16 protein-coding genes are annotated in these 20,157 nt (G+C 70.6%); 10 read left to right on the top strand and 6 right to left on the bottom strand.

The genetic code is table 11. The features are described 5' to 3' along the window. Positions 1–28 precede the first annotated feature (28 nt). Entirely contained in the window at positions 29–481 is a 453-nt protein-coding gene (locus ACFWY5_RS20800) for a hemerythrin domain-containing protein (RefSeq protein WP_379608931.1), read from the top strand. Further along, positions 478–828 carry a nucleotide pyrophosphohydrolase gene (locus tag ACFWY5_RS20795; RefSeq protein WP_379633665.1) on the top strand — a complete coding sequence of 117 codons (351 nt, stop codon included), beginning with the start codon at positions 478–480 and terminating at the stop codon, positions 826–828. The genes ACFWY5_RS20800 and ACFWY5_RS20795 overlap by 4 nt, the downstream gene beginning before the upstream one ends. A 114-nt stretch (positions 829–942) precedes the next feature. Here the strand turns inward: ACFWY5_RS20795 and ACFWY5_RS20790 are convergent, their stop codons facing one another. Continuing rightward, positions 943–1,266, bottom strand: coding sequence for a hypothetical protein (locus ACFWY5_RS20790; protein WP_379633663.1), 324 nt, complete (start codon positions 1,264–1,266; stop codon positions 943–945). Positions 1,267–1,522: 256 nt separating this feature from the next. Further along, the gene (locus tag ACFWY5_RS20785) at positions 1,523–2,125 is read right to left on the bottom strand and encodes a TetR/AcrR family transcriptional regulator C-terminal domain-containing protein (RefSeq protein WP_379633661.1); all 603 of its coding nucleotides are present in this window, start codon (positions 2,123–2,125) and stop codon (positions 1,523–1,525) included. 81 nt (positions 2,126–2,206) lie between these two features. Between ACFWY5_RS20785 and ACFWY5_RS20780 the strand changes: the two genes are divergently transcribed. Further along, entirely contained in the window at positions 2,207–3,454 is a 1,248-nt protein-coding gene (locus tag ACFWY5_RS20780) for an FAD-dependent monooxygenase (protein ID WP_379633659.1), read from the top strand. A 405-nt stretch (positions 3,455–3,859) separates the two neighbouring features. Here the strand turns inward: ACFWY5_RS20780 and ACFWY5_RS20775 are convergent, their stop codons facing one another. Continuing rightward, the gene (locus ACFWY5_RS20775; protein ID WP_379633657.1) at positions 3,860–5,962 is read right to left on the bottom strand and encodes an ATP-dependent RecD-like DNA helicase; all 2,103 of its coding nucleotides are present in this window, start codon (positions 5,960–5,962) and stop codon (positions 3,860–3,862) included. A 55-nt stretch (positions 5,963–6,017) separates the two neighbouring features. Here ACFWY5_RS20775 and ACFWY5_RS20770 point away from each other — a divergent pair, with 55 nt between their 5' ends. The 6 genes from ACFWY5_RS20770 to ACFWY5_RS20745 are packed head-to-tail and all read left to right on the top strand — an operon-like array spanning position 6,018 to position 14,930. Then, the gene (locus ACFWY5_RS20770) at positions 6,018–6,878 is read left to right on the top strand and encodes a 3-methyladenine DNA glycosylase (protein WP_379633655.1); all 861 of its coding nucleotides are present in this window, start codon (positions 6,018–6,020) and stop codon (positions 6,876–6,878) included. A 48-nt stretch (positions 6,879–6,926) separates the two neighbouring features. Continuing rightward, positions 6,927–7,037, top strand: coding sequence for an SDR family NAD(P)-dependent oxidoreductase (locus ACFWY5_RS20765; protein WP_379633653.1), 111 nt, complete (start codon positions 6,927–6,929; stop codon positions 7,035–7,037). Positions 7,038–7,053: 16 nt separating this feature from the next. Next, positions 7,054–8,412 (top strand): pyridoxal phosphate-dependent decarboxylase family protein, encoded by a 1,359-nt coding sequence (locus ACFWY5_RS20760; protein WP_379633651.1) that lies wholly within the window; start codon positions 7,054–7,056, stop codon positions 8,410–8,412. Between the two features lie 50 nt (positions 8,413–8,462). Next, the gene (locus tag ACFWY5_RS20755; RefSeq protein ID WP_379633649.1) at positions 8,463–11,294 is read left to right on the top strand and encodes an alpha-L-fucosidase; all 2,832 of its coding nucleotides are present in this window, start codon (positions 8,463–8,465) and stop codon (positions 11,292–11,294) included. 11 nt (positions 11,295–11,305) lie between these two features. After that, entirely contained in the window at positions 11,306–12,973 is a 1,668-nt protein-coding gene (locus ACFWY5_RS20750) for a glycosyl hydrolase family 28-related protein (protein ID WP_379633647.1), read from the top strand. Between the two features lie 22 nt (positions 12,974–12,995). Further along, positions 12,996–14,930: a family 10 glycosylhydrolase gene (locus ACFWY5_RS20745; RefSeq protein ID WP_379633645.1), complete on the top strand. Its 1,935-nt coding sequence runs from the start codon at positions 12,996–12,998 to the stop codon at positions 14,928–14,930. A 4-nt stretch (positions 14,931–14,934) separates the two neighbouring features. Here the strand turns inward: ACFWY5_RS20745 and ACFWY5_RS20740 are convergent, their stop codons facing one another. After that, positions 14,935–15,576: a cupin domain-containing protein gene (locus ACFWY5_RS20740; protein ID WP_379608945.1), complete on the bottom strand. Its 642-nt coding sequence runs from the start codon at positions 15,574–15,576 to the stop codon at positions 14,935–14,937. A gap of 141 nt (positions 15,577–15,717) precedes the next feature. Here ACFWY5_RS20740 and ACFWY5_RS20735 point away from each other — a divergent pair, with 141 nt between their 5' ends. Further along, positions 15,718–17,694 carry a M14 family metallopeptidase gene (locus tag ACFWY5_RS20735; protein WP_379633643.1) on the top strand — a complete coding sequence of 659 codons (1,977 nt, stop codon included), beginning with the start codon at positions 15,718–15,720 and terminating at the stop codon, positions 17,692–17,694. Between the two features lie 44 nt (positions 17,695–17,738). On the opposite strand, the gene ACFWY5_RS20730 is transcribed toward ACFWY5_RS20735, so the two are convergent. Continuing rightward, positions 17,739–19,223, bottom strand: coding sequence for a sodium:solute symporter family protein (locus ACFWY5_RS20730; protein WP_379608948.1), 1,485 nt, complete (start codon positions 19,221–19,223; stop codon positions 17,739–17,741). 24 nt (positions 19,224–19,247) lie between these two features. Continuing rightward, complete coding sequence (locus ACFWY5_RS20725) at positions 19,248–20,012, bottom strand: sugar isomerase domain-containing protein (protein WP_379633641.1); 765 nt, start codon at positions 20,010–20,012, stop codon at positions 19,248–19,250. Positions 20,013–20,157: the final 145 nt, after the last annotated feature.

The following is a 20,157-nucleotide window of genomic DNA, read 5'->3' as shown; positions in this document are numbered from 1 at the left end:
CCGGGGTGACCCTCTAGGATCGGGGCGCGTGAATCAGATCGCCGCGTTCGGAACCCAGCTCATCGAGGTCCACGACTGGCTGAGAGGGGAACTCGTACGGTTGCGCGAGGACCTCGCCTCCGGCGGACGCCCGGCCGACCTGCGCGCCCACTGCCTGGCATTCTGTACGGCGGTGACCCGGCACCACACCGGCGAGGACGGCGTGGCCTTCCCCGCACTCGCCGAACGCCACCCCGAGCTGCGGCCCGTCATCGCACAACTGGAGGAGGACCACCAGCTGGTGGCACACCTCCTCGAACGCATCGAATCCCTGGACGGCAGTGACCCCGAGGCCGCCCTGTCCGAGCTCGACGGCCTGACCGCCATCCTGGAGTCGCACTTCACCTTCGAGGAACGCAAGATCGTGGCCGCGCTCGATGCCCTAGACCTGCCTGAATGGCGGGACCATCGGCCTGACTACCTGGTGCGGGACGACTCGTGAGCACCGAGATCGAGGAGCTGGCAGCCCGGTTCCGCGCGTTCGTGGAGGCCCGGGACTGGGAGCAGTTCCACACCCCGAAGAACCTGGTGATGGCGCTGGCCGGTGAAGTGGGGGAGTTGGTGGCCGAGTTCCAGTGGCTGGCGCCCGGCGAGCCGTTGGATGATGCTGCCATGAGGCGGGTGCGGGCTGAGCTTGGGGATGTGACCGGGTATTTGGTGCGGCTGGCGGATGTGCTCGGGGTGGACCTGATCGCTGACGCCCACGCCAAACTGGACCAGAGCGAAAAGCGATACGACCCCGACACCTACCGAGGCTCAGCCCGCAAAGCCCCACCTCTACCCCCCTGACCCCCGGCCATCTGCCCCTGGCCCCCGCGAGCTCCTGCCCTGGGACCTCCAGCCTTCCGACCTCTGGATTGCCCGTACGCCTAGGTCTTTGCCCATTGGTCTACCGCCCTGCGGTTACCGGCTCCTCAGCCCGCGGCCCCGGCCCACGGCGTCGCGGTCGAGCTTGCGGTATAACGACGTCGAGCGAAGGAGATCGGCAAAGCCGTCCCCGTCGAACCACTGAACGGTCGGATACCACCGCACGATCGCCGGGCCGAACAAGCCGCCGGGATCGTCGACCAGACCCCAGCTCTCGTCGGTGGCGCGTACATCGTCCTCCAGCGGAGGATGACCCCAGGCAGGGTTCCCGGGGCAGAAACGCTCATGGAGGTCGGCGGTCCCGGCATACACCCGGCCGAGGTCACGTCGTGCCGGGCGCGCCCTCGGATCATCAGCCATGAGCGCACAGGCTATGAGACTCATCCACAGGGGACGGCAGCCGCTGCGAACTCGGTGGTTCGGCCTTTGAGGAGCGTGGCACTGGGTGGGTCGGAGCGGTGACGTGCGGCGTGTTCCTCCGCCGCCGTCACCGGTGTGGATGACGGGCTTGGGTTGCGGCTCGGCGTCATCGCTTCGATGAGGTACGGCAGCGCGGCCGGTCTCGGCTCCCCGCTCCCGAACGTGTCCTCAGACCCAAAGTGTGTGCCAGAGTCCGTCAGTTGATCCGGTCGGGATCGGGAAGGGCCCTGGCCGGTTTCTGAGCGTGCTCGGCGCGATGGGCCAGGCCATCGAGGATGAGGGCCAGTCCGGCCTCGAAAGCCGCTTGGTGGTCGATCGTCGGGACGTTGGCCGCGCGGGCCGTACTGGGGTCGGTGTCGGCTTGTTCTTCCAGGACACTGCCGACGGTGAAGCGGCTTGCGGCCATCATGGCCATCTGGGCGTCCTTCTCGGGCAGGCCGGAGGCGGTCAGGAAGGCCATCTTGTGGGCGATCCGGTCGAGGTCGGCCGGGCCGGGACTGGACCCGGAGTGCAGGCGTGCGCCGTCACGGCGCATCAGCAGGGTGCGCCGGAAGCTGCGCGTGTTGTCCAGGAACCATTCCTGCCAGTCCTGGCCGGGGACCGGTAGCGGTGCTGTGGCGTGCGGTGCCATGGCGGTCTCGGCCATGGCGCTGAGGAGTTCCTTCTTGTTCCTGAAGTGCCAGTAGAGCGACGGCTGCTCCACGCCCAGGCGTCTGGCCAGCTGCCTGGTGCTGATGGCGTCCAGGCCGACCTCGTCGAGGAGGTCCAGCGCCTGGGCGATGACGGTCTCACGATTCACTTTCACCACCTTTGACAAACTATCACCGATAGAGTTCCCTGATGGATGAACCTATCAGTGATAGATAAGAAGGTCGATGACATGGCTCTCGCATCAGGAACCCGCTCCTTGAAGATCCTCATCTGCGGCGGCGGGATCGCAGGCCAGGCGCTGGCCTACTGGCTTGCCCACGGCGGTCACCGGGTGAAGGTCATCGAGCGCTTCCCGGCGCTGCGGGCCACGGGCGCCCAGGTCGACCTGCGCGGCCAGGGCATCGAGGCGATCGAGCGCATGGGGCTCATGGGCGCCGTCCGGAACAAGCTCGTGGACGAGGCGGGCGTCGCGTTCGTGAACGCCCGCGGCAAGGCCAGGGCGACGATCAGGGCCAACACCTCCGGGCAGGGCCGCCAGACCTTGACGTCGGAGTACGAGATCATGCGCGGCGACCTGGTGCGCATTCTCAACGACGCGACGAAGGACAAGGTGGAATACGTCTTCGGCAAGAGCGTGGACGGCTTCGATCAGGATGAACACCAGGTCGTCGCGCACTTTTCCGACGGATCATCGGAGGAGTTCGATCTTCTGGTCGGCGCGGACGGGCAGGGATCACGTCTGCGGCGGGCGATCCTTCCTGAGGGATTCGACCCGTATTGGCGGGTCGGCATCCACATGGCCTACTGGTTCGTCCCGCGCGTCGCGTCCGACAGCAACATCCGCGACACCTACATGGTCCCGGGCGGGCGCCAGATCATGCGCCGCAGCCACAACCCGACCGAGACGCAGGTCTACTTCGTGATGAGGGAAGACTCCGAGGAGGCTTCGGCGATTCACCGCGAGCCCATCGAGCGCCAGCAGGAGTTCTGGGCCGGCAGGTTCGCCGGCGCCGGATGGCAGACCGAGCGCTTCATCGACGGTATGAAGACCAGCCCGTTCTTCTACTCCCAGGAGATCGTCCAGGTCCGCATCGACACCTGGTCCAAGGGCCGCGTGGTCCTGGTCGGTGACGCCGCCCACTGCGCCTCCCCCTACAGCGGCATGGGCGTCTCCGGCGGCCTGGTGGGCGCGTACGTCCTGGCCGGAGAGATCAACCAGCACCCCGATGACCTGCCGGCGGCGCTGGCGAACTATGACACGACGCTGCGGCCCTTCGCCGAGGAGATCCAAGGCCACGTCAACCCGCGCCTCCTACGGTTGGGCATGCCCATGACCCAGCGCGCGATCGACGCCTTCCTCACCGTCACCGGGCTGGCCACCGCGCTACACCTCCCCGACCTTGTGGCACGTTTCTCCAAGGAGGACCGCGGTGGAGACTGGCGACTCCCGGACTACCCACAACTCCAAGCCGCCTAGCCGCCCGCGAGGCGTCGGGATGAGAAGGTTAGGAGACCGTGGCCCTAACTGCGCTGCTGGACCGGGTGTGTCTCGCGTTCGGCAATGCCGCAGGTCGGGGGTACGGCGGAGGCGCCGCCCGCCTGCCATCTGGAGGACGATCTCTGGCAGGCCGGTGGTCTGGGTTCCGGATGGCTGGAGCAACGCGGGCGACTGTTTCGGTGGGGAACCGCCCGGCTGTACACGCGAGCCGCGCCGGAGGCGCACGATTGAGGGCGTCCGAGCGGAGCGAGGTCCATTGACCAGGGCGGGATCCAACTGCCTAACCACTTGGCTGGGCAACGGGTGCGACCCCAAAAGAGCGTCCGACCGAAGGAAGGCCCTTTTCCCAGGAAACGCGCGGAGCGAAGCGGAGCACCATGCTTTTCAGAGGCCCGCAGCCTCCAGCCGGGCTGTCAGGGTGGTGTTGCGGCGGTGGCCCAGGCGGTGGACGGCGAGGTCGAGGGCGTTGCGCTGGCCCACCAGGACCACCCAGGAACGTGCCCGCGTCACCAGCGTGTACAGCAGCCGCCGCCGCAGCATGATGCCGCCCGACTCGGCCACCATCGGGGCGACCACGAACGGGTACTCGCTGCCCTGTGCCCGGTGCACGCTGATCGCGTAGGCGTGGGTGAGGTCGTCGAGTTCGTCGAAGGTGTAGGTGACGAGGTCGCCGTCGTCGATCTGGACGTCGGCCTGGCGTTCCTCCGGGACCAGGCGAGTCAAGGTGCCCGTCTCGCCGTTGAAGACGCCTTTGTCGTAGTTGTTGCGGATGGGCATGACCCGGTCGCCCACGCGGAAGAGGGTGGCGCCGGACCAGTGTTCCGGCTTGTCGTCGGTGGCGGGGTTGCGGACTTCCTGGAGGCGGCGGCCCAGTTCGGCGGTGCCGGTCGTGCCTTTGCGCATAGGGGAGAGCACCTGCACCTGGGCGGGGGTGATCTGCTGTTTGCGGGGGATCGCCACCGTGGCCAGGTGGACCACCCGGTCGGCGATCGCCTCCGGGTCGTCGAGTTCCTCGAACCAGAAGCCGCCGCCACCCGGCAGCGCGGGCAGGTCTCCGGCCCGGATGCGGTGGGCGGCCTTGATGATGGCGCTGCCCTCGGCCTGGCGGAAGACGCGGGTCAGGCGTACCCGGGGAATGCCTTCCACGGCGAGCAGGTCGGCGAGTACGCTGCCGGGACCCACGCTGGGCAGTTGGTCGCTGTCACCCACGAGCAGCAGGTGCGTGCCGGACGGCAGCGCGGCGGCGAGTCTGGTGGCCAGGCCCAGGTCGAGCATGGAGACCTCGTCGACCACGACGAGGTCGGCCCGCACGGGCGTCTCGTCGAACAGCGCGTCGGGGTCGGGTTCGTGGGCGAGCACGCGGTGGATGGTCATCGCGGGCAGCCCGGCCAGCTCCGACAGGCGTTTGGCCGCCTTGCCGGTGGGGGCGCAGAGCGTGACGGCGCCGCCCATCGCGCGTACGGTCGCCGCCAGGGCCTTGATCGTGTGGCTCTTTCCGCAGCCCGGCCCGCCGGTGAGGATCGAGAGGGTGCTGGTCAGGGCCATGGTGACGGCGGCGCGCTGGTCGTCGTCGAGGCTTTCGTCCTCCTGGTAGGAGCGCAGGGTCAGCGTGGAGCGGGCGCGGGCCAGCCGGGCGAGTTCGGTGGTGAGCCTGAGTTCGCGGCTGTGGAGCTCCTTGGGGTAGACGGCGTCGGCCTCGCGCACGACGCGGCGCTCGGCGGTCAGCGCGTCGAGGCCCTGCCGGATGAGGTCCTCGTCCTGCTCGATGAGGTCGATGGTCTGGGTGACGAGCGCGGTGGGGGACAGGAAGCAGTGGCCGCCGCCGCTGGCGGCGGCGTCGAGCCGGTCGAGCAGCGCCGCCTGGATCCGCTGGGGACTGCTCTCGGGTACGCCGGACCGCAACGCGATCCGGTCGGCGGTGGCGAACGCGATGCCCCTGACCCGGTCGATCAACTGGTAGGGATCCTTGGCCAGCACCTCGCCTGACTCGGCGCCGAACACCTGGTAGATCTTGGCCGCGAGCAGCGGGCTGACCCCGAAGCCCTGGAGTACGACCATCAGCTCGGCGACCGCCTTCTGCTCCCGCCAGGCCTCGACGATCTGGGCCTGGCGGACGGGGCCGATGTTGATGACCTCGCGCAGGCGGCCGGGCTCGGCGTCGATGACGGTGAGGCTCCGCTCGCCGAAGTGCCCGACGATGGCCTGCGCCAGCCTCGGCCCGATGCCTCTGATCAGGCCGGATCCGAGGTAGAGCTGGATCGCGCGGATCGTCGACGGGGTGATCCGCTCGCAGCCGGTGACCGCGAAGCGCCGGCCGTGGCGTGGATGGTCCTCCCAGGCGCCCAGAAGCCTGACCGTTTCGCCGGGCTGCACCCCGCCCAGCGCCCGCCCGGCCGCCACGAACCCGGACCGGCCGTCGTTGCTCATGCGGGCGACGGTGTAGGCGTCGTCACGCACGAACACGAGCTGCTCGACGGACGCTTCCACCTCTCGAACATTAGGCCATGGCACCGACAGAGAAACGCACGCCTACCATGATGCGGTGGAGACGCTGGAGGAGCGGGAGTGGCGGCGGCGGGCCGAGGCGCACGAGCGCCGGGTCGACGCCTGGGTCGGGCCGCATCTGCGCAGGCGGCAGGAGCGCGAGACGCATCCGGTCGAGGACTTCCTGTTCAGCTACTACAGTTTCCGTCCGGCGAGGCTGCGCCGCTGGCATCCGGGCGCCGGGGTCGTGCTGCTGGGGGCCGAGGGGCTCGGGGCCGAGTACGTGGACGTCGAGGGCGGGCAGCGACTGGACACGAGGAGCCTGCTGGACAAGCGGCTGGCCATGGTCGAGTGGACGGCGCGGCTGCTGGGGGCGACGGCCGGCCGTACCGGACAGTTCGGGTGTTTCGGGATGCACGAGTGGGCGATGGTCTATCGCGCCGATGCGGTACGGCACGCGAAACAGCCCCTCAGGATGGCGCCCAAGGAGATCGCGGCGGTGGTGGAGGCGCGCGGGGTGCGCTGCAGCCACTTCGACGCGTTCCGGTTCTTCACCGAGGCGGCCCGGCCGCTCAACGTGCTGGAACCCACCCGCGAACGGCAGGCCGAGATGGAACAACCCGGCTGCCTGCACGCGAACATGGACCTCTACAAGTGGGCCTACAAGCTGTCGCCGCTGGTGCCGAGCGAGCTGATCGCCGACTGCTTCGCGCTGGCGCGGGAGATCCGCGAGGTGGACATGCGCGCCAGCCCGTACGACCTGGGCGCGCTGGGCTACCGGCCGATCCCGATCGAGACGGTGGCGGGGCGGACCGAGTACGCCGCGCTGCAGCGGGGGTTCGCGGAGCGGGCGGCGCCGCTGCGCGGGCGGCTGCTGCGGGTGTGCGAGGAGCTGATGGCGATTGACGCCCCGGCGTGAGGAGAACTAGGTTCTGGATACCGGCTGGTCGGTACAGGAGCGTGGTGTATGCACATCAGGGGCAAGGTCGCCGTGGTCACCGGGGCGGCGGGCGGGATCGGGCGGGCGATGGCATTGCGCTTCGCCGCCGAGGGCGCCGCCGGGGTGGAGTCGTTGTAGCGGATATGGTGCGCGGGTGGAGGAACTGAGCCGTCTGTTCCGCCTGGCTGCCGAGCATGGGGCCGGCTACCGCCGTTCACTGCCCGACCGGCCCGTCGGCGTGCCCGTCGACCAGGACGCGCTGGTCGAGGCGTTCTCCGGGGCGTTGCCCGACGGACCCACGCCGCCGGAGCGGGTGCTGGCCGAGTTGCTCGCCGCCGCCGCGCCCGGCCTGGTCGCGAGCGCGGGGCCGCGGTACTTCGGGTTCGTGGTCGGCGGCGCCCTGCCGGCGGCGAGCGCGGCCGACATCCTCGCCACCGGCTGGGACCAGATGGCGACCAACGCCGTCTCCTCGCCCGCGGCGCTCGCGGCCGAGGCCGTCGCCGGGGGCTGGCTGAAGGAACTGCTGGGGATTCCGGCGTCGGCTTCGGTGGGGTTCGTCACGGGATGTCAGGCGGCCAACACCGTCGGCCTGGCCGCCGCGCGGCACCAGGTGCTCGCGGAGGCGGGCTGGGACGTGGAACGGCGCGGCCTGCCCGGCGCGCCGCCGGTCCGGGTGCTCGCCGGAGCGGAGCGGCACGGGACGATCGACCGGTCGCTGCGGCTGCTCGGCTTCGGGACCGACGTGCTGGAACCGGTGCCGGCCGACCACAACGGCGCCATAGACCTCGGGTCACTGTGGGAAAAGTTGCGCGCGGGGCCCCTCATCGTCTGTCTTCAGGCGGGCAACGTGAACACCGGCGCCTGCGACCGGCTCAGGGAGGCGTGCGAGCTGGTCCACCGGTACGGCGGGTGGGCGCACGTGGACGGGGCGTTCGGGCTGTGGGCGGCGGCCGCCCCCGCCACCCGGCACCTGGTGGACGGCCTGGAGCTGGCCGATTCCTGGGCCTGCGACGGGCACAAGTGGCTGAACCTTCCCTATGACTCGGGGTTCGCGTTCTGCGCGCGGCCCGAGGTACACGGGGCGGCGATGTCCTACGCGGCCGCGTACCTGGTCGGGTCGGGGGGTGTGCCGGAGGGCGCGGACCTCACCGCGGAGTCCTCGCGGCGGGCCCGCGGGTTCGCGGTGTGGGCCGGGCTGCGGGAGCTGGGGCGCGACGGGGTCGCGGCGCTGGTCGAGCGCTGTTGCGCGCTGGCCCGCAGGTTCGCCGACGGGCTGGGGGCGGCCGGGTTCGAGGTGGTCAACGACGTGGTGCTCAACCAGGTCCTGGTCGGGTTCGGCGACGACGCGCGTACGGACCGGGTGGTGGCGGCGGTCCAGGCGGACGGCACCTGCTGGGTGGGCGGCACGACCTGGCGGGGACGGCGGTTGATGCGGATCTCGGTGGCGAGCGCGACCACCACCGAGGCCGACGTGGACCGCTCGATCGCCGCGATCATCCGCGCCTCGGTGTAACGCTTGACCGCGTTGCAACCGCTTGTAATCATCGGATGTCTGGAGGTGCCATGCGATCTCGCGCGCTCGCCGTCATCCTGGTCCTGTTATCCGGCCTGCTCTGGGCCCCACCTGCCCGTGCGGAGGTCGAGCATCCACGTCAGAAGTGGATGCGCGACTCCACCGCCGGGCTCTTCCTGCACTGGGGCATGTTCACCGCCCCCCGTCACCTCGACTGCGCGGCCTGGGAGCGCGACGTCACCGAAGGCGGCTGGACCGCCGGCTACTGGGTGGACGAGGCGCGCAAGCTCGGCGCCTCGTACATCGTGCTCGCGACCTTCCACAGCAGGCTCGGGTACGCCCGCCCGTGGCCGTCCAAGATCCCCGGAAGCTGCGCCACGGAGCGCGACCTGCTCGGCGAGCTGGTGGCGGCCGGCAAGGCCAAGGACGTGCGGATCATCCTCTACATGACCGACGACCCGCAGTGGCACAGCGAGCAGGGAGTACAGACCCTCGACTCGGCCGCCTATTCCGCCTACAAGGCCCGGCAGGTGGACCTGACCACGCGCGACGGCTTCGGCATGTACTCCTACGACCTGTTCTTCGAGGTCATGGAGAACTACGCGGACCTGGCCGGCTTCTGGATCGACAACGACAACGCCTACTGGGAGCGCAACCGGCTCTACGAGCAGATCAGGGAACGGCGCCCGTCCTGGTTGCTGAGCAACAACAACGAGGACACGCCGATCATGGACACGGTCAGCAACGAGCAGAAGACCGGCATGACCCCGTCCTACGACTACCCGCAGGCCGCGTGGACGCCGATGCCGCGCCTGGTCGAGGCCGACTACAAGCTGCCGACCACCGGCCAGTGGTGGTACGACGGCGGCAACCACCCCGTCGACACCCGGCTCAGCACCGGCCGGTACATCACCAACGCGGGCTCGTCCATGAAGTCGCTCATGGCCGAGACCCCCATGGTCAACGGGAGGTTCCCGCCGCAGCAGGAGGCGTTCAACAACTTCATGGCCGGTTGGGTCCCGCCCATCCGCGCCGCCCTCTACGGCACCGAGGGCGGCGGATACATGTACGGCGGAATGCAGCCCGGCTTCTGGAACGACGGCGCCCACGGGGTGATCACGGTGGAGCCGGGCGCGCGCACCCAGTACGTCCACGTGGTGACCCGCCCCCGCACCGGCCACGTACGGCTGCGCGACAACGGCTACTGGGTCACCCGCGTCAGCGACCTGCGCACCGGCAAGAGCCTGCGCTTCCACCAGTCGGCCGGACACCTGACGATCCTGGGCATCACGGACTGGGACCCGTACGACACCGTCTTCAAGGTCGAGACGGCGGGCCAGCGTTTCTACCACGACAAGATCCGCGCCACCGCCCCAGAACTCGTAGACGGAAATTTCTCGACTTACTGGGATAACAAGGGCCAGCTCCCCATCTCCACCACCCTCGACCTGGGCCGCCGCCGCGTCCTCACCTCGCTGGCGGTCAACCAGCGCGAATGGTCGCCCACCTACGCCCGCGAGAGCTTCGGCCGCCCCGAGGACTCCGCCCGCGTCAAGGACTACCGCGTCTTCCTGAGCTCCGACGGCAAGGACTGGGGCAGGCCGGTACGCACCGGCGCCCTGCCCAGCGCCCGCGGGGTGCGGTTCATCGACCTCGGCGAGCAGAGCGCCCGCTACGTCAAGCTGGAGGTGCTCAACACCTGGGGCGGCCCGCAGGCCCCGCGCTACCACCGCCAGCTCCAGATCGACGAGATCAAGGTCGCCTACGCGCACCCGTTCTCCGCCGGCCCAGCCGCGCCGCTGGAGGCCGAGCACGCCGACCGCGCTCGCGGCGCCCGGCCCGACCTGTGCCGCACCTGCTCCGGCCACCTCCGGGTCACCGGCCTGCGACACGGCACGCTGACCTTCGACGACGTGCCGGCGCCCGAGGACGGGACCTACCGGCTGCAGCTCGACCACACCTCCGGCACGGACACCTCGGTGAAGGTCGCGGTGAACGGCGCCGCGCCCGTCGAGGTCCCGGTCAAGGCCGACGCCAAAGACGTGCCGGTCTCCACGGCGCTGGCCGTACCGCTCAAGAAGGGCGCGAACACGATCGTGCTGTCGGCGAGCGCGGCCGGGATCGACCGGATCGCGGTCGCGCCCCTGCCGCCCGCCTCCCAGGTCCCGACCACGACGCTGACCGTCGAGCCGGGCGGGCTGCAGTGGGCGGGCCCGGGTCAGCAGGCGATCAAGGTCTCGGCCACGCTGCGCCTGGACGCCGACGACCAGCTCGACCAGGTCAGGCTGGCGCCGGCGGCCCCGCAGGGCTGGACGGTCCAGGGCGACCCGGCGACCGCGGCCACGCTGCGGCTCGGCCAGACGCTCGCCGCGACCTGGACGCTCACCTCGCCGCCCGGCCAGGACGTCACCCCGGCCGACATCCCGATCACCGCGGCCTTCCAGGTGCTCGGCCGCCCCGCCCAGGCGTCCAAGCAGGTCCGGGTACGGCCCCGCCCCGCCGACCGGGTGTGGATGCGCGAGGCCGAGGACTCGGCCAACCAGCTCGGCAGCGCCGGCATCACCGGCTGCGGCCCGTGTTCCGGTGGGCAGAAGGTGCGCAACCTGGGCGGAGGACCCGACGCGTACGTGCTGTTCGAGAACGTGAGCGTGCCCTCGGCCGGGACCTACACGCTGTTCGCCGACTACACGGTCAACGGCCCCCGGTCGTTCTTCGTCACCGTCAACGGCGGCACGCCGGTCGAGGTCCAGGTGGACGGCGTCGGCAACAATACGCCCTACACCACCCGGGTCCCGGTGACCCTCGGCGCCGGGCAGAACATCATCAAGATCCACAACGACACCGGTTCCGCACCCGACCTGGACCGGCTCTCACTCGGCTGAGGAGCGTCACCATGCACGACACCGTCACCCGCCGCGCCCTGCTGGGCGCGGCGGTGGCCGCCGCGGCGGTCCCCGCGCTCGCCGCCCCGGCCTTATCCGAGAATGACCGAGGGCCCAAGGACGACTCGGCCGCCCTCCTGGAGCAGTGGGCGCTGGCGCCCGGCGCCCACCCGCTCGTCCCCGACGTCTCCCGCGCCGGTTACCGCCTCGGATCCAGGCTGCCCAGACACGGGCGGGTGGTGACGAAGGTGACCGACCACGGCGCCAAGGCCGACGGCGTCACCGACTGCGCCCCGGCCTTCAACGCCGCGCTCAAGGCGGCGGGGGAGCGGGGCGGCGGCGTCGTGCTGGTGCCGCCGGGCACGTACCTGCTGAACTCCCCGGTCTTCATGCACTGGTCGAACGTGGTCCTGCGCGGCTCGGGCCGGGACCGGACGATCCTGCACTTCGCCAGGAGTCTCGACGACGGCTACCGGCCCGCCCGCCAGTCGAACGGCAACAGCCGCTGGTCGTGGACGGGCGGTCAGGTGTGGTTCATCTCGCCGGAACGCCGGGCGCTGTCGGAGTCGGAGGACTTCGCCGGCACCGAGAACTGGCTGATGGGCGAGACGCTCGCCGAGGTGTCGGCGGCCACCCGCGGCGCGCGCACGCTCATGGTCTCCGGGACCACCAAGCTCCGCGCGGGCGACATGGTGCTGCTGGAGACCGAGAACCGGCCCGACGCGGGACTGCTGAAGCACGTGGCCGGTGACATCCCGGGCACCCGGACCTATGACTGGCCGCGCCGCGCCCCGCAGCTCGTGACCGGATCCGGCGGGCAGTATGTGCAGTATTCGTCCTTCCAGTGGCCGGTCAGGGTGGCGGCCGTCCTGGGCCCGCGCCTGGTCAGGCTGGCCGAGCCGATCCGCTACGACCTGCGCCCGGAATGGCCGGCCCGGCTGCGCGCCCTGGGCCCGACCGTGCACGACAGCGGCGTCGAGCGCCTGACCGTACGCAACGCCGTCGTCCCGATGACCGCCCACAACCGGCACCCCGGCTCCAACGGCGTCTGCTTCCAGGCGGTGCACGACTGCTGGGCCTACGACGTCCGGGTGGAGAACTGCGACCTCGGCTTCGGCTTCACCACGGCCAAGTCGAACACGCTCAGCCGCGTGGCCGTGGGCGGCCGGGCCGCGCACCACAGCTTCGCCTGCCGGATGCAGTCGCACGACAACCTGGTCGAGGACTTCGAGATCGAGGCCTTCACCGTCCCCGTGCCCGCCGGCGCCGTGCACCACGGCCTCAACCTGGAGGGGCTGTCCTCCGGCAACGTCTGGCGGCGCGGCACCATGGCAGAGGGCACCTTCGACACCCACCGCGGCCTGCCGTTCGAGAACGTCAGGACCGACATCACCCTGGTCAACAACGGCCGGGTCGGCGGTTCCGGCGCCTCGGGCCCGTTGTTCGGCGCGCGCATCGCCCACTGGAACGTCCGCATCACCGGCGGCAGCCCGTACGCCCTGACCATCGCCGACGTGGCCCCGCGCAGCGTGTCGATCGGCATCCAGGGCGCGAACGGCGGCAGCGAGCTCACCCCCGACTTCACCGGTGACCTGGAGACCTTCCAGGGCGATCACGGGGTACGGCCACGCGTCCAGGACCTGTACCAGGCGCAGCGGGAGATTATTGACAGGGACTGATAGGGAGAAGAAGCTTTCTTTCGTGACGACAGGTCGTGGTGTCTTAGCCGTCCTAGCCCTCCTTCTCACGTCCCTCCTCAACCCGGCGCCGGCCACAGCGGCGGCAGCCGTGGCCTGCGCCGTGGATCCGGCCACGCCCAAGCGGCAGTTCCGCGCGATGTGGGTGGCCAGCGTCGCCAACATCGACTGGCCCAGCGCCACCGGGCTGAGCGTGGCGGCGCAGCAGGCCGAGTTCCGCTCATGGCTGGACCTGGCGGTGCAGAAGCGGATGAACGCCGTCGTGGTGCAGGTCAGGCCGACGGCCGACGCGTTCTGGCCGTCGCCGTTCGAGCCGTGGTCGAACTGGCTGACCGGGACGCAGGGGGGCAATCCCGGCTACGACCCCATGGCGTTCATGGTGGCCGAGGCGCATGCCAGGAACCTGGAGTTCCACGCCTGGTTCAACCCGTACCGGATCGCCAACCACGCCGACCCGAACCGCCTCATCTCCACCCATCCGGCCAGGAAGAACCCCGGCTGGCGCTTCGCGTACGGCGGCAAGCTCTACTACAACCCCGGCATCCCCGCCGTACGGTCCTTCATCCAGGACGCGATGATGGACGCGGTCACCAAGTACGACGTGGACGGCGTGCACCTGGACGACTACTTCTATCCGTATCCGGTCAGCGGGCAGGCGATTCCCGACTCGGGCACGTTCGCGCAGTACCCCAACGGGTTCACCAACATCAACGACTGGCGGCGCGACAACGTCAACCTGCTGATCAAGGAGCTGGGCCGGCGCATCCACGCGGCCAAGGCGCACGTGCGGTTCGGCGTCAGCCCGTTCGGCATCTGGCGGAACGCGGGGACGGACCCGCTCGGCTCCAACACCTCCGGCCTGCAGTCCTATGACGCGATATATGCGGACTCGCGGCGGTGGGTGAAGGAAGGCTGGCTCGACTACATCACGCCCCAGCTCTACTGGCACATCGGCTACAACGTCGCCGACTACAAGGTGCTGACCGCCTGGTGGGCCGGCGTCGTCAGGGGCACGGACGTGCAGCTCTACGTGGGCCAGGCCGCCTACCGGGCCGGCGTCGATCCCGCCTGGCAACGCACCGCCGAGCTGTCGGACCACCTCACCTACAACCGCCAGCATCCCGAGGTACGCGGCGACGTCTTCTTCAGCGCCAAGGACGTCAAGGCCAACCGGATCAACAGCGTCTCCACGATGACCGCCGCCCACTACACCAAGCCCGCCCTCCTGCCCGAGCACGGTTCGGCGGCGGCGCCGGGCGCACCGTCGATCACCTCGGCCACCCGCGGCAGCGGTGGCGTGGCGCTCGCCTGGCAGGGCGGCGGCACCGCCTACGCCGTCTACCGGGTGAACGGCTCGCCCGCCGCCGACCCCTGCTTCTTCGCCGACGCGCGCAACCTGCTGACCACCACCCGCGCCACCACGTTCACCGACCCGACCGCCGCCGCGGGCAGCACGTACACCTACTACGTGAGCGCGCTCAACCGGACCCACCAGGAGAGCGGCCAGAGCGCGGGCCGGGTGGTGACCGGTGGCGACGGCGGCACGTTCAGCGTCATCGTCGACAACGCGGGCGCCGGGTTCACCGCCGGGGCGAACTGGGGCACCTCCACCTTCTCCGCGCAGCGTCACGGCGCCGACTACCGCTACGCCCCGCCGGTGGCGGCCAGCGACCCGGCGTGGTTCAGCGCGGCGATCCCGGCGGCGGGCAGCTACCGGGTCGAGGTCTGGTATCCGGCCGATCCGGGGTACAACAGCGCCACGCCGTACCTTGTGGCGGGGCAGACCATCAGGGTCGACCAGCGGACGGGCGGCGGGACGTGGCGCGGACTCGGCACCTTCACGCTGCCCGCGGGCACCGCGAACGTCGTCGGCGTCAGCAGGTGGACCTCCACCACCGGCTACGTGATCGCGGACGCGGTGCGGATCACCAAGGTCTGACCCCTCAGTAGGCGCGCAGGTGGCCGCACATGCCCAGGCGCGGCTCCGGCACGGCGGCCGACACCCCGGCCGCGGCGAGCAGCGTGCTCTCGCCGCGGGCGAGGTGGTCGAGCCGCACGGCGGTCTGCTCGGTCTGCGCGAGGATGCGCGACTCCCACAGCTCACGCCAGCGCGCCACCTTCGGCGCCACCAGATGTACGGCGAGGGCGTGCAGGCCGGCCAGCGCCCGCGGGCCTTCGGCCAGCACCCGCTCGCGCCAGACCTCGAAGCCCCGGACCGCCAGATCCCGGCGGTCCGGGTCCGGCGGCAGCGCGGCGGCCCGCGCGTAGGCCTCCCGCGAGGCCAGGATCTCCTCGGGGAAGATCATGACGGCGTCACCGGCCTCGGGCAGCCCGGCGTTCTCCATGACGACGAGGATCTCCAGCTCACCGAGCACCCGGTGGACGGTGCCCGGCGTGAACCACACCACCGTGCCCGGCTCCAGAGGGTGCTCGCCGTACCCCTGGCCGCTGAGGGTGGCGAGCGTGCCCTCGCCCTTCAGCACCACGTAGCCCTCGGTGGACGCGGTGTGGAGATGAGGGGAGCCGCCACAGTCGTAAGGGCGCAGGTGGGAAAGGCCGACCGCGCCCGGGAAACCGTTTTCCATGGCGTCCATCCAAGCACGCGAGCCTTGCCGGGCGTGCCGCCGCGGCTTTCAATGATCTCCTAGGCTGATCTAGGAGGAGCCGTGCGTGGCTTACGTGCGTCAGCAAGTGTCCTCGCGTTAACCCTGTTAGCCGTCCTGTCCGTGACCCCTGCCGTGCCCGCCGCCGTGACGGCGGCGCCCCCGGCGGAACCGGAACCCGCCTCCCTGATGACCCTCTCGGTCCCCGACCGCGCGACCCTCGAACGGCTGGTCGCCCAGGGCACCGACCTCACCGAGCGGGTACGCCCGCAAGCGGACGGCAGCGTCCAGGTCGACGCCGTCCTCACCCCGAGCCAGCTGGCGGAACTCCGGCCGCTCGGCGTCGCCAAAACCGACCCGGCCGCCCCAGCGCCGGCCCCGCCCCAGGGCAAGGGCGCCGCCGTCGCCGACCAGATCGTGATCGAGCGCGCCGTCCAATGGAAGACGCGCGACGGCTACTTCCTGTCGGTCGAGGCGACCAGCAGCGCGGGCGGGCCCGCCGTGCTGACCGCCGCCTGGCGTGGTTCCAGAGGTAGCGGCGGCCAGGTGCCGATGGTGGCGTACGTGGACGCGGGCGCCTATCTCGGGCACCAGTTCGCGACGCCGTCCCCGGTCGCCAGCCGCCCGCAGTGGGTCACCGTCACCTCGGCCGGTGGCGGCACCGCGCAGGCCCGGGTCAGGGAATGGCCGGACGGCGAGCGGCCCGACCGCAACGTGCCCGGATACCAGAAGGACTTCGTCACCCAGTACATGACGCCCGACCAGCTCAACGAGCGCGTGCGGGCGCTGCACCGGCGTTATCCCCGCCTGACCGACATCATCGCCCTGCCCAACAAGACCAACGGCTACCGCCGCCACGCCCAGGCCCAGTTCGGGACCGTGGTGGTCAGCTCGCTCGCCTACGGCTCCGAGGGCGGCAACGACCTGGCCCTGGAGCTGGTGGACCCGGGCGCGCCCGACCGTCCGCTGCGGGTGACCGTCAACGGCAAGATCATCTCGGTGAGCCTCGCCACCGGGCCCACCGGCGCGCTCACCAGTACCGCGGCCCAGGTCATCGCCGCGATCAACGCGGGCGCCGGGACGCTGGTCAAGGCGGCGCCGTACCGCAACGACCCGGGGACGGGCGTGGTGGCGGCCGCGGCGCTCACCCAGCTGACCGACTTCCTGAAGGCGCCCGCGAGCGTCTCGCGCAAGCCCGCGACGGTGCTGGCGCTGCGCGTCGGCGAGCGGCGGGACGGCTCGCGCACCGGCGTGCTCGCCTACGCCCAGGAACACGCGCGTGAATGGGTGACCCCGCTGGTCACGATCGAGGCGGCCGAGCGGCTGCTGCGCAACTACCATCGCGACCCGGCCACCCGCAGGCTGCTGAACCGCACGGACATCTTCATCGTGCCGACGGTCAACCCGGACGGCGCCAACTACAGCTTCTACGACTTCAACATGCAGCGGAAGAACATGGTCAACCACTGCCCCGCGCAGCAGGCCGACCCGGCCCTGCGCAACACGTGGGGCGTGGACATCAACCGCAACTACGCCACCGGCTCGCTGTTCGACGGCTACTTCGGCGCCTCCACGAACTGCCAGAGCGGCAATTTCGCTGGCCCCGCCGAGCACTCCGAGGCCGAGAGCCGCAACGTGATCTGGCTGGCCAAGACCTTCCGCAACATCAAGTTCGCGCTCAACGTCCACAGCTACGGCGGCTACTTCATGTGGCCGCCCGGCGCCTACAAGCTCGACGGCCGGGTCCCGCTGCCCCGGCCGAGCGCCAGTGAGGAGGCCTACTTCCTCAAGTCGGCGCGGACGATCGAGGAGGCCATCGCCTCCTCGCGCGGCACCGTGACCTGGCCGCAGCAGACGGGTCCGGTCACCGACGTGCTGTACTCGGCGGCGGGCAACTCCGCCGACGAGCTCTGGTACGACTACGGCGTCTACGGCTGGGACTTCGAGGTCGGCAGCGACATCTGGGACCCGGTCACGAAGACGTGGCAGGGAGTCGGCTTCCAGCCGCCCTTCGAGGAGGGGCATCAGGAGGCGCTGGAGTTCGCCACCGGGCTCATCAGCCTGATCGGCGTCGCGGCCGACTACCGGCGCAAGGATTGAGGCACGGGTGCCCGCTCCGTTGAGGGGCGGGCACCGCGCACTGATCACGCCCGGGCGCTGACCTCGGGCTCACTACCCAGTGAGTCCACGAGCTCGTCGGCCTCCTGACCGCGCCACGGCAGCAGGAGGCCGATGAGCACGAACACCGCCAGCGAGCACAGCACCGGCCCGCCGACCTCCACCCACCGCGGAACCACCACGACATACTTGACCAGCGCGAACACGACCAAGCCCGTGGCCCACGAGGCGATCGCCGCGAACGGCCCGCAGCGCCGGAAGGCCGGCAGCATGCCCAGCAGCATCGGGATCGCGATCGGCCCGACCAGCGCGCCGAACCACAGGATGATCAGTCCGAGCACCCCGCCGAAGCTGTCGGCGGTCAGCGCGATGCCCATCGACAACGCGATGAACAGGAACGTCGCGACCCGCCCCGCCAGCAGTTCCGTGGCCGAGGACAGGTGACTGGCGCGCTTCCAGACCGCGGGGACGATGTCGCGGATCACCACGGAGGAGATCGCGTTGGCGTCGGAGGAGGTCATGGCCATCGTGTGCGCGAACATCCCGGCCAGCACCAGCCCGATCAGGCCGCCGGGCAGCAAGGACTGGGTGAGCAGCGCGTACGACTGGTCAGGCTGCGCCAGCCCCGGCAGCAGCACCGGCGCCGCCCACATCGGGAAGAACAGCACCAGCGGCCAGACCAAATACAGCCCGGCCGACAGCAGCGCCGCCCGGCGCGCCGAGGCCCCGTCGGGTGCGGCGATGAAGCGCTGGGCCAGGTTCCAGGTGCCGCCGTTGTAGGACAGCGTGTTGATCAGCAGGTAGACCATGACGAACGCCATCGTGTACGAGCCGTTGAACGGCTGACCGTGCCCCTCCGGCAGCCGGTCCCAAAGCGTCCAGATCGCCGGTACGCCGCCCAGCTTGGCCAGCACCGCCACGAACAACGTGATCCCGGCGACGAGCTGGATGACGAACTGCCCCAGATCGGTCAGCGCGTCCGCCCACAACCCGCCGACCGTCGAGTAGATCAGCGTCACGCCGCCGGTCAGCAGCACGCCCCACGCGAGCGGCACCCCGGCGAACACCTGCAGCAGCAGCGCCGTCGCCGCCCACTTGGCGCCCACGTCGAAGACCTTCAGCGCGGTGCCGCTCCACGCCAGCACCTGCTGGGTGGGCACGTTGTAGCGCGTGGACAGGTACTCCAGCGGCGAGATGATGCCCAGCCGCCGCCGCAACCTCGGCCACCGGGGCGCGAACAACGCCGACCCGATCAGCATCGCGATCGTGATGCCCAGCGCCCACCAGACGTACAGGGTGAAACCGGCCGTGTAGGCGATGGCCGCGTTGCCGACGAACACCGCGGCGCTGTAGCCGGACATGTGGTGCGAGATGCCGGACAACCACCACGGCATCCGGCCGCCGGCGGTGAAGAAGTCCCTGGCGTCGTGGACACGGGACTTGGCCCACCATCCGATCGCCAGCATGACGAGGAAATATCCGCAGATGACCAACCAGTCGAGCACGCCCATGGGGGCTCCTTGGGGGGTTGAGGATCACAACCAGCGCACGCGCCCACGGAAGCGGTGCAGGAACACGGCGTTCGCCGCGTCACCGCCGGGGGCGTTGCCGCTGCGCCAGATGTCGGGCTTCGCGCCCCGCTCCGCCAGCAGCGCGATCGCCGCGGCCATCAGGCAGTTGAGCGCGTACGCGTTGGCGAACGTGGAGATCGCGCCGACCCGCTCGGCGATCCCCTCGATTTCCAGTACGGCGTCGCCGACCGGCACCTTCGTGTCCACGTGCACGCCCACGAGGTCGTGCAGGTTCTTCCCGGACGGGTGGCGGGCCGGGTGGTCCGGGTCGGTGGAGTCGGCATGGACCCGCGACGACACCCCGACGACCGTGGCGCCCCGCTCCCCGGCCGTCAGGGCCGCGTCGATGAGCGCCGCGTTGATCCCGTAGGCGTTGACCAGGATGAGCAGGTCATCCGCGCCGATCCGGTTGTCCTCGACCACGAGCCTGCCGTAGCCGGGGGTGCGTTCCATGGCCATCGAGCGCAGGGCGCCGCCGGACAGCAGGGTGCCCTCGTCCAGGACGGCCGAGACGTTGACCAGGCCGCCCGCCCTGAAGAAGACCTCCTGCGCCGCGAGGTTCGAATGGCCGCCTGGCCCGTACACATAGATCAGCCGATCCCGCGCGGCATGGTCGGCGACCAGCGCGGCGGCGGCCTGGATGTTGCCGGCCTCCTCGGCCTCGATGCGGGCCAGCAGGTCGGTGATCGTCTCGAAGTAGGCGCGCATGAGCGCGGCGGGTCCGGTCACGGGCTCGACTCCTCCGGCCGGGGCATGAAAGCGATTGCACGGAATCTAGGCCGCCCCCTCGCCCGAGGTCAACCCCCACTCCCTCTCCACCCTCACCCACACCACCACCCCGACCAACCCACCACCCCCGGCTGGCCTACCCTCA

This window comes from Nonomuraea sp. NPDC059007 (genome assembly GCF_042740555.1).
In the GTDB taxonomy this organism is placed as follows: Bacteria; Actinomycetota; Actinomycetes; order Streptosporangiales; family Streptosporangiaceae; genus Nonomuraea.
The sequence above is the reverse complement of the archived record's forward strand: the minus strand, read 5'-3'. Positions and strand labels throughout refer to the sequence as shown.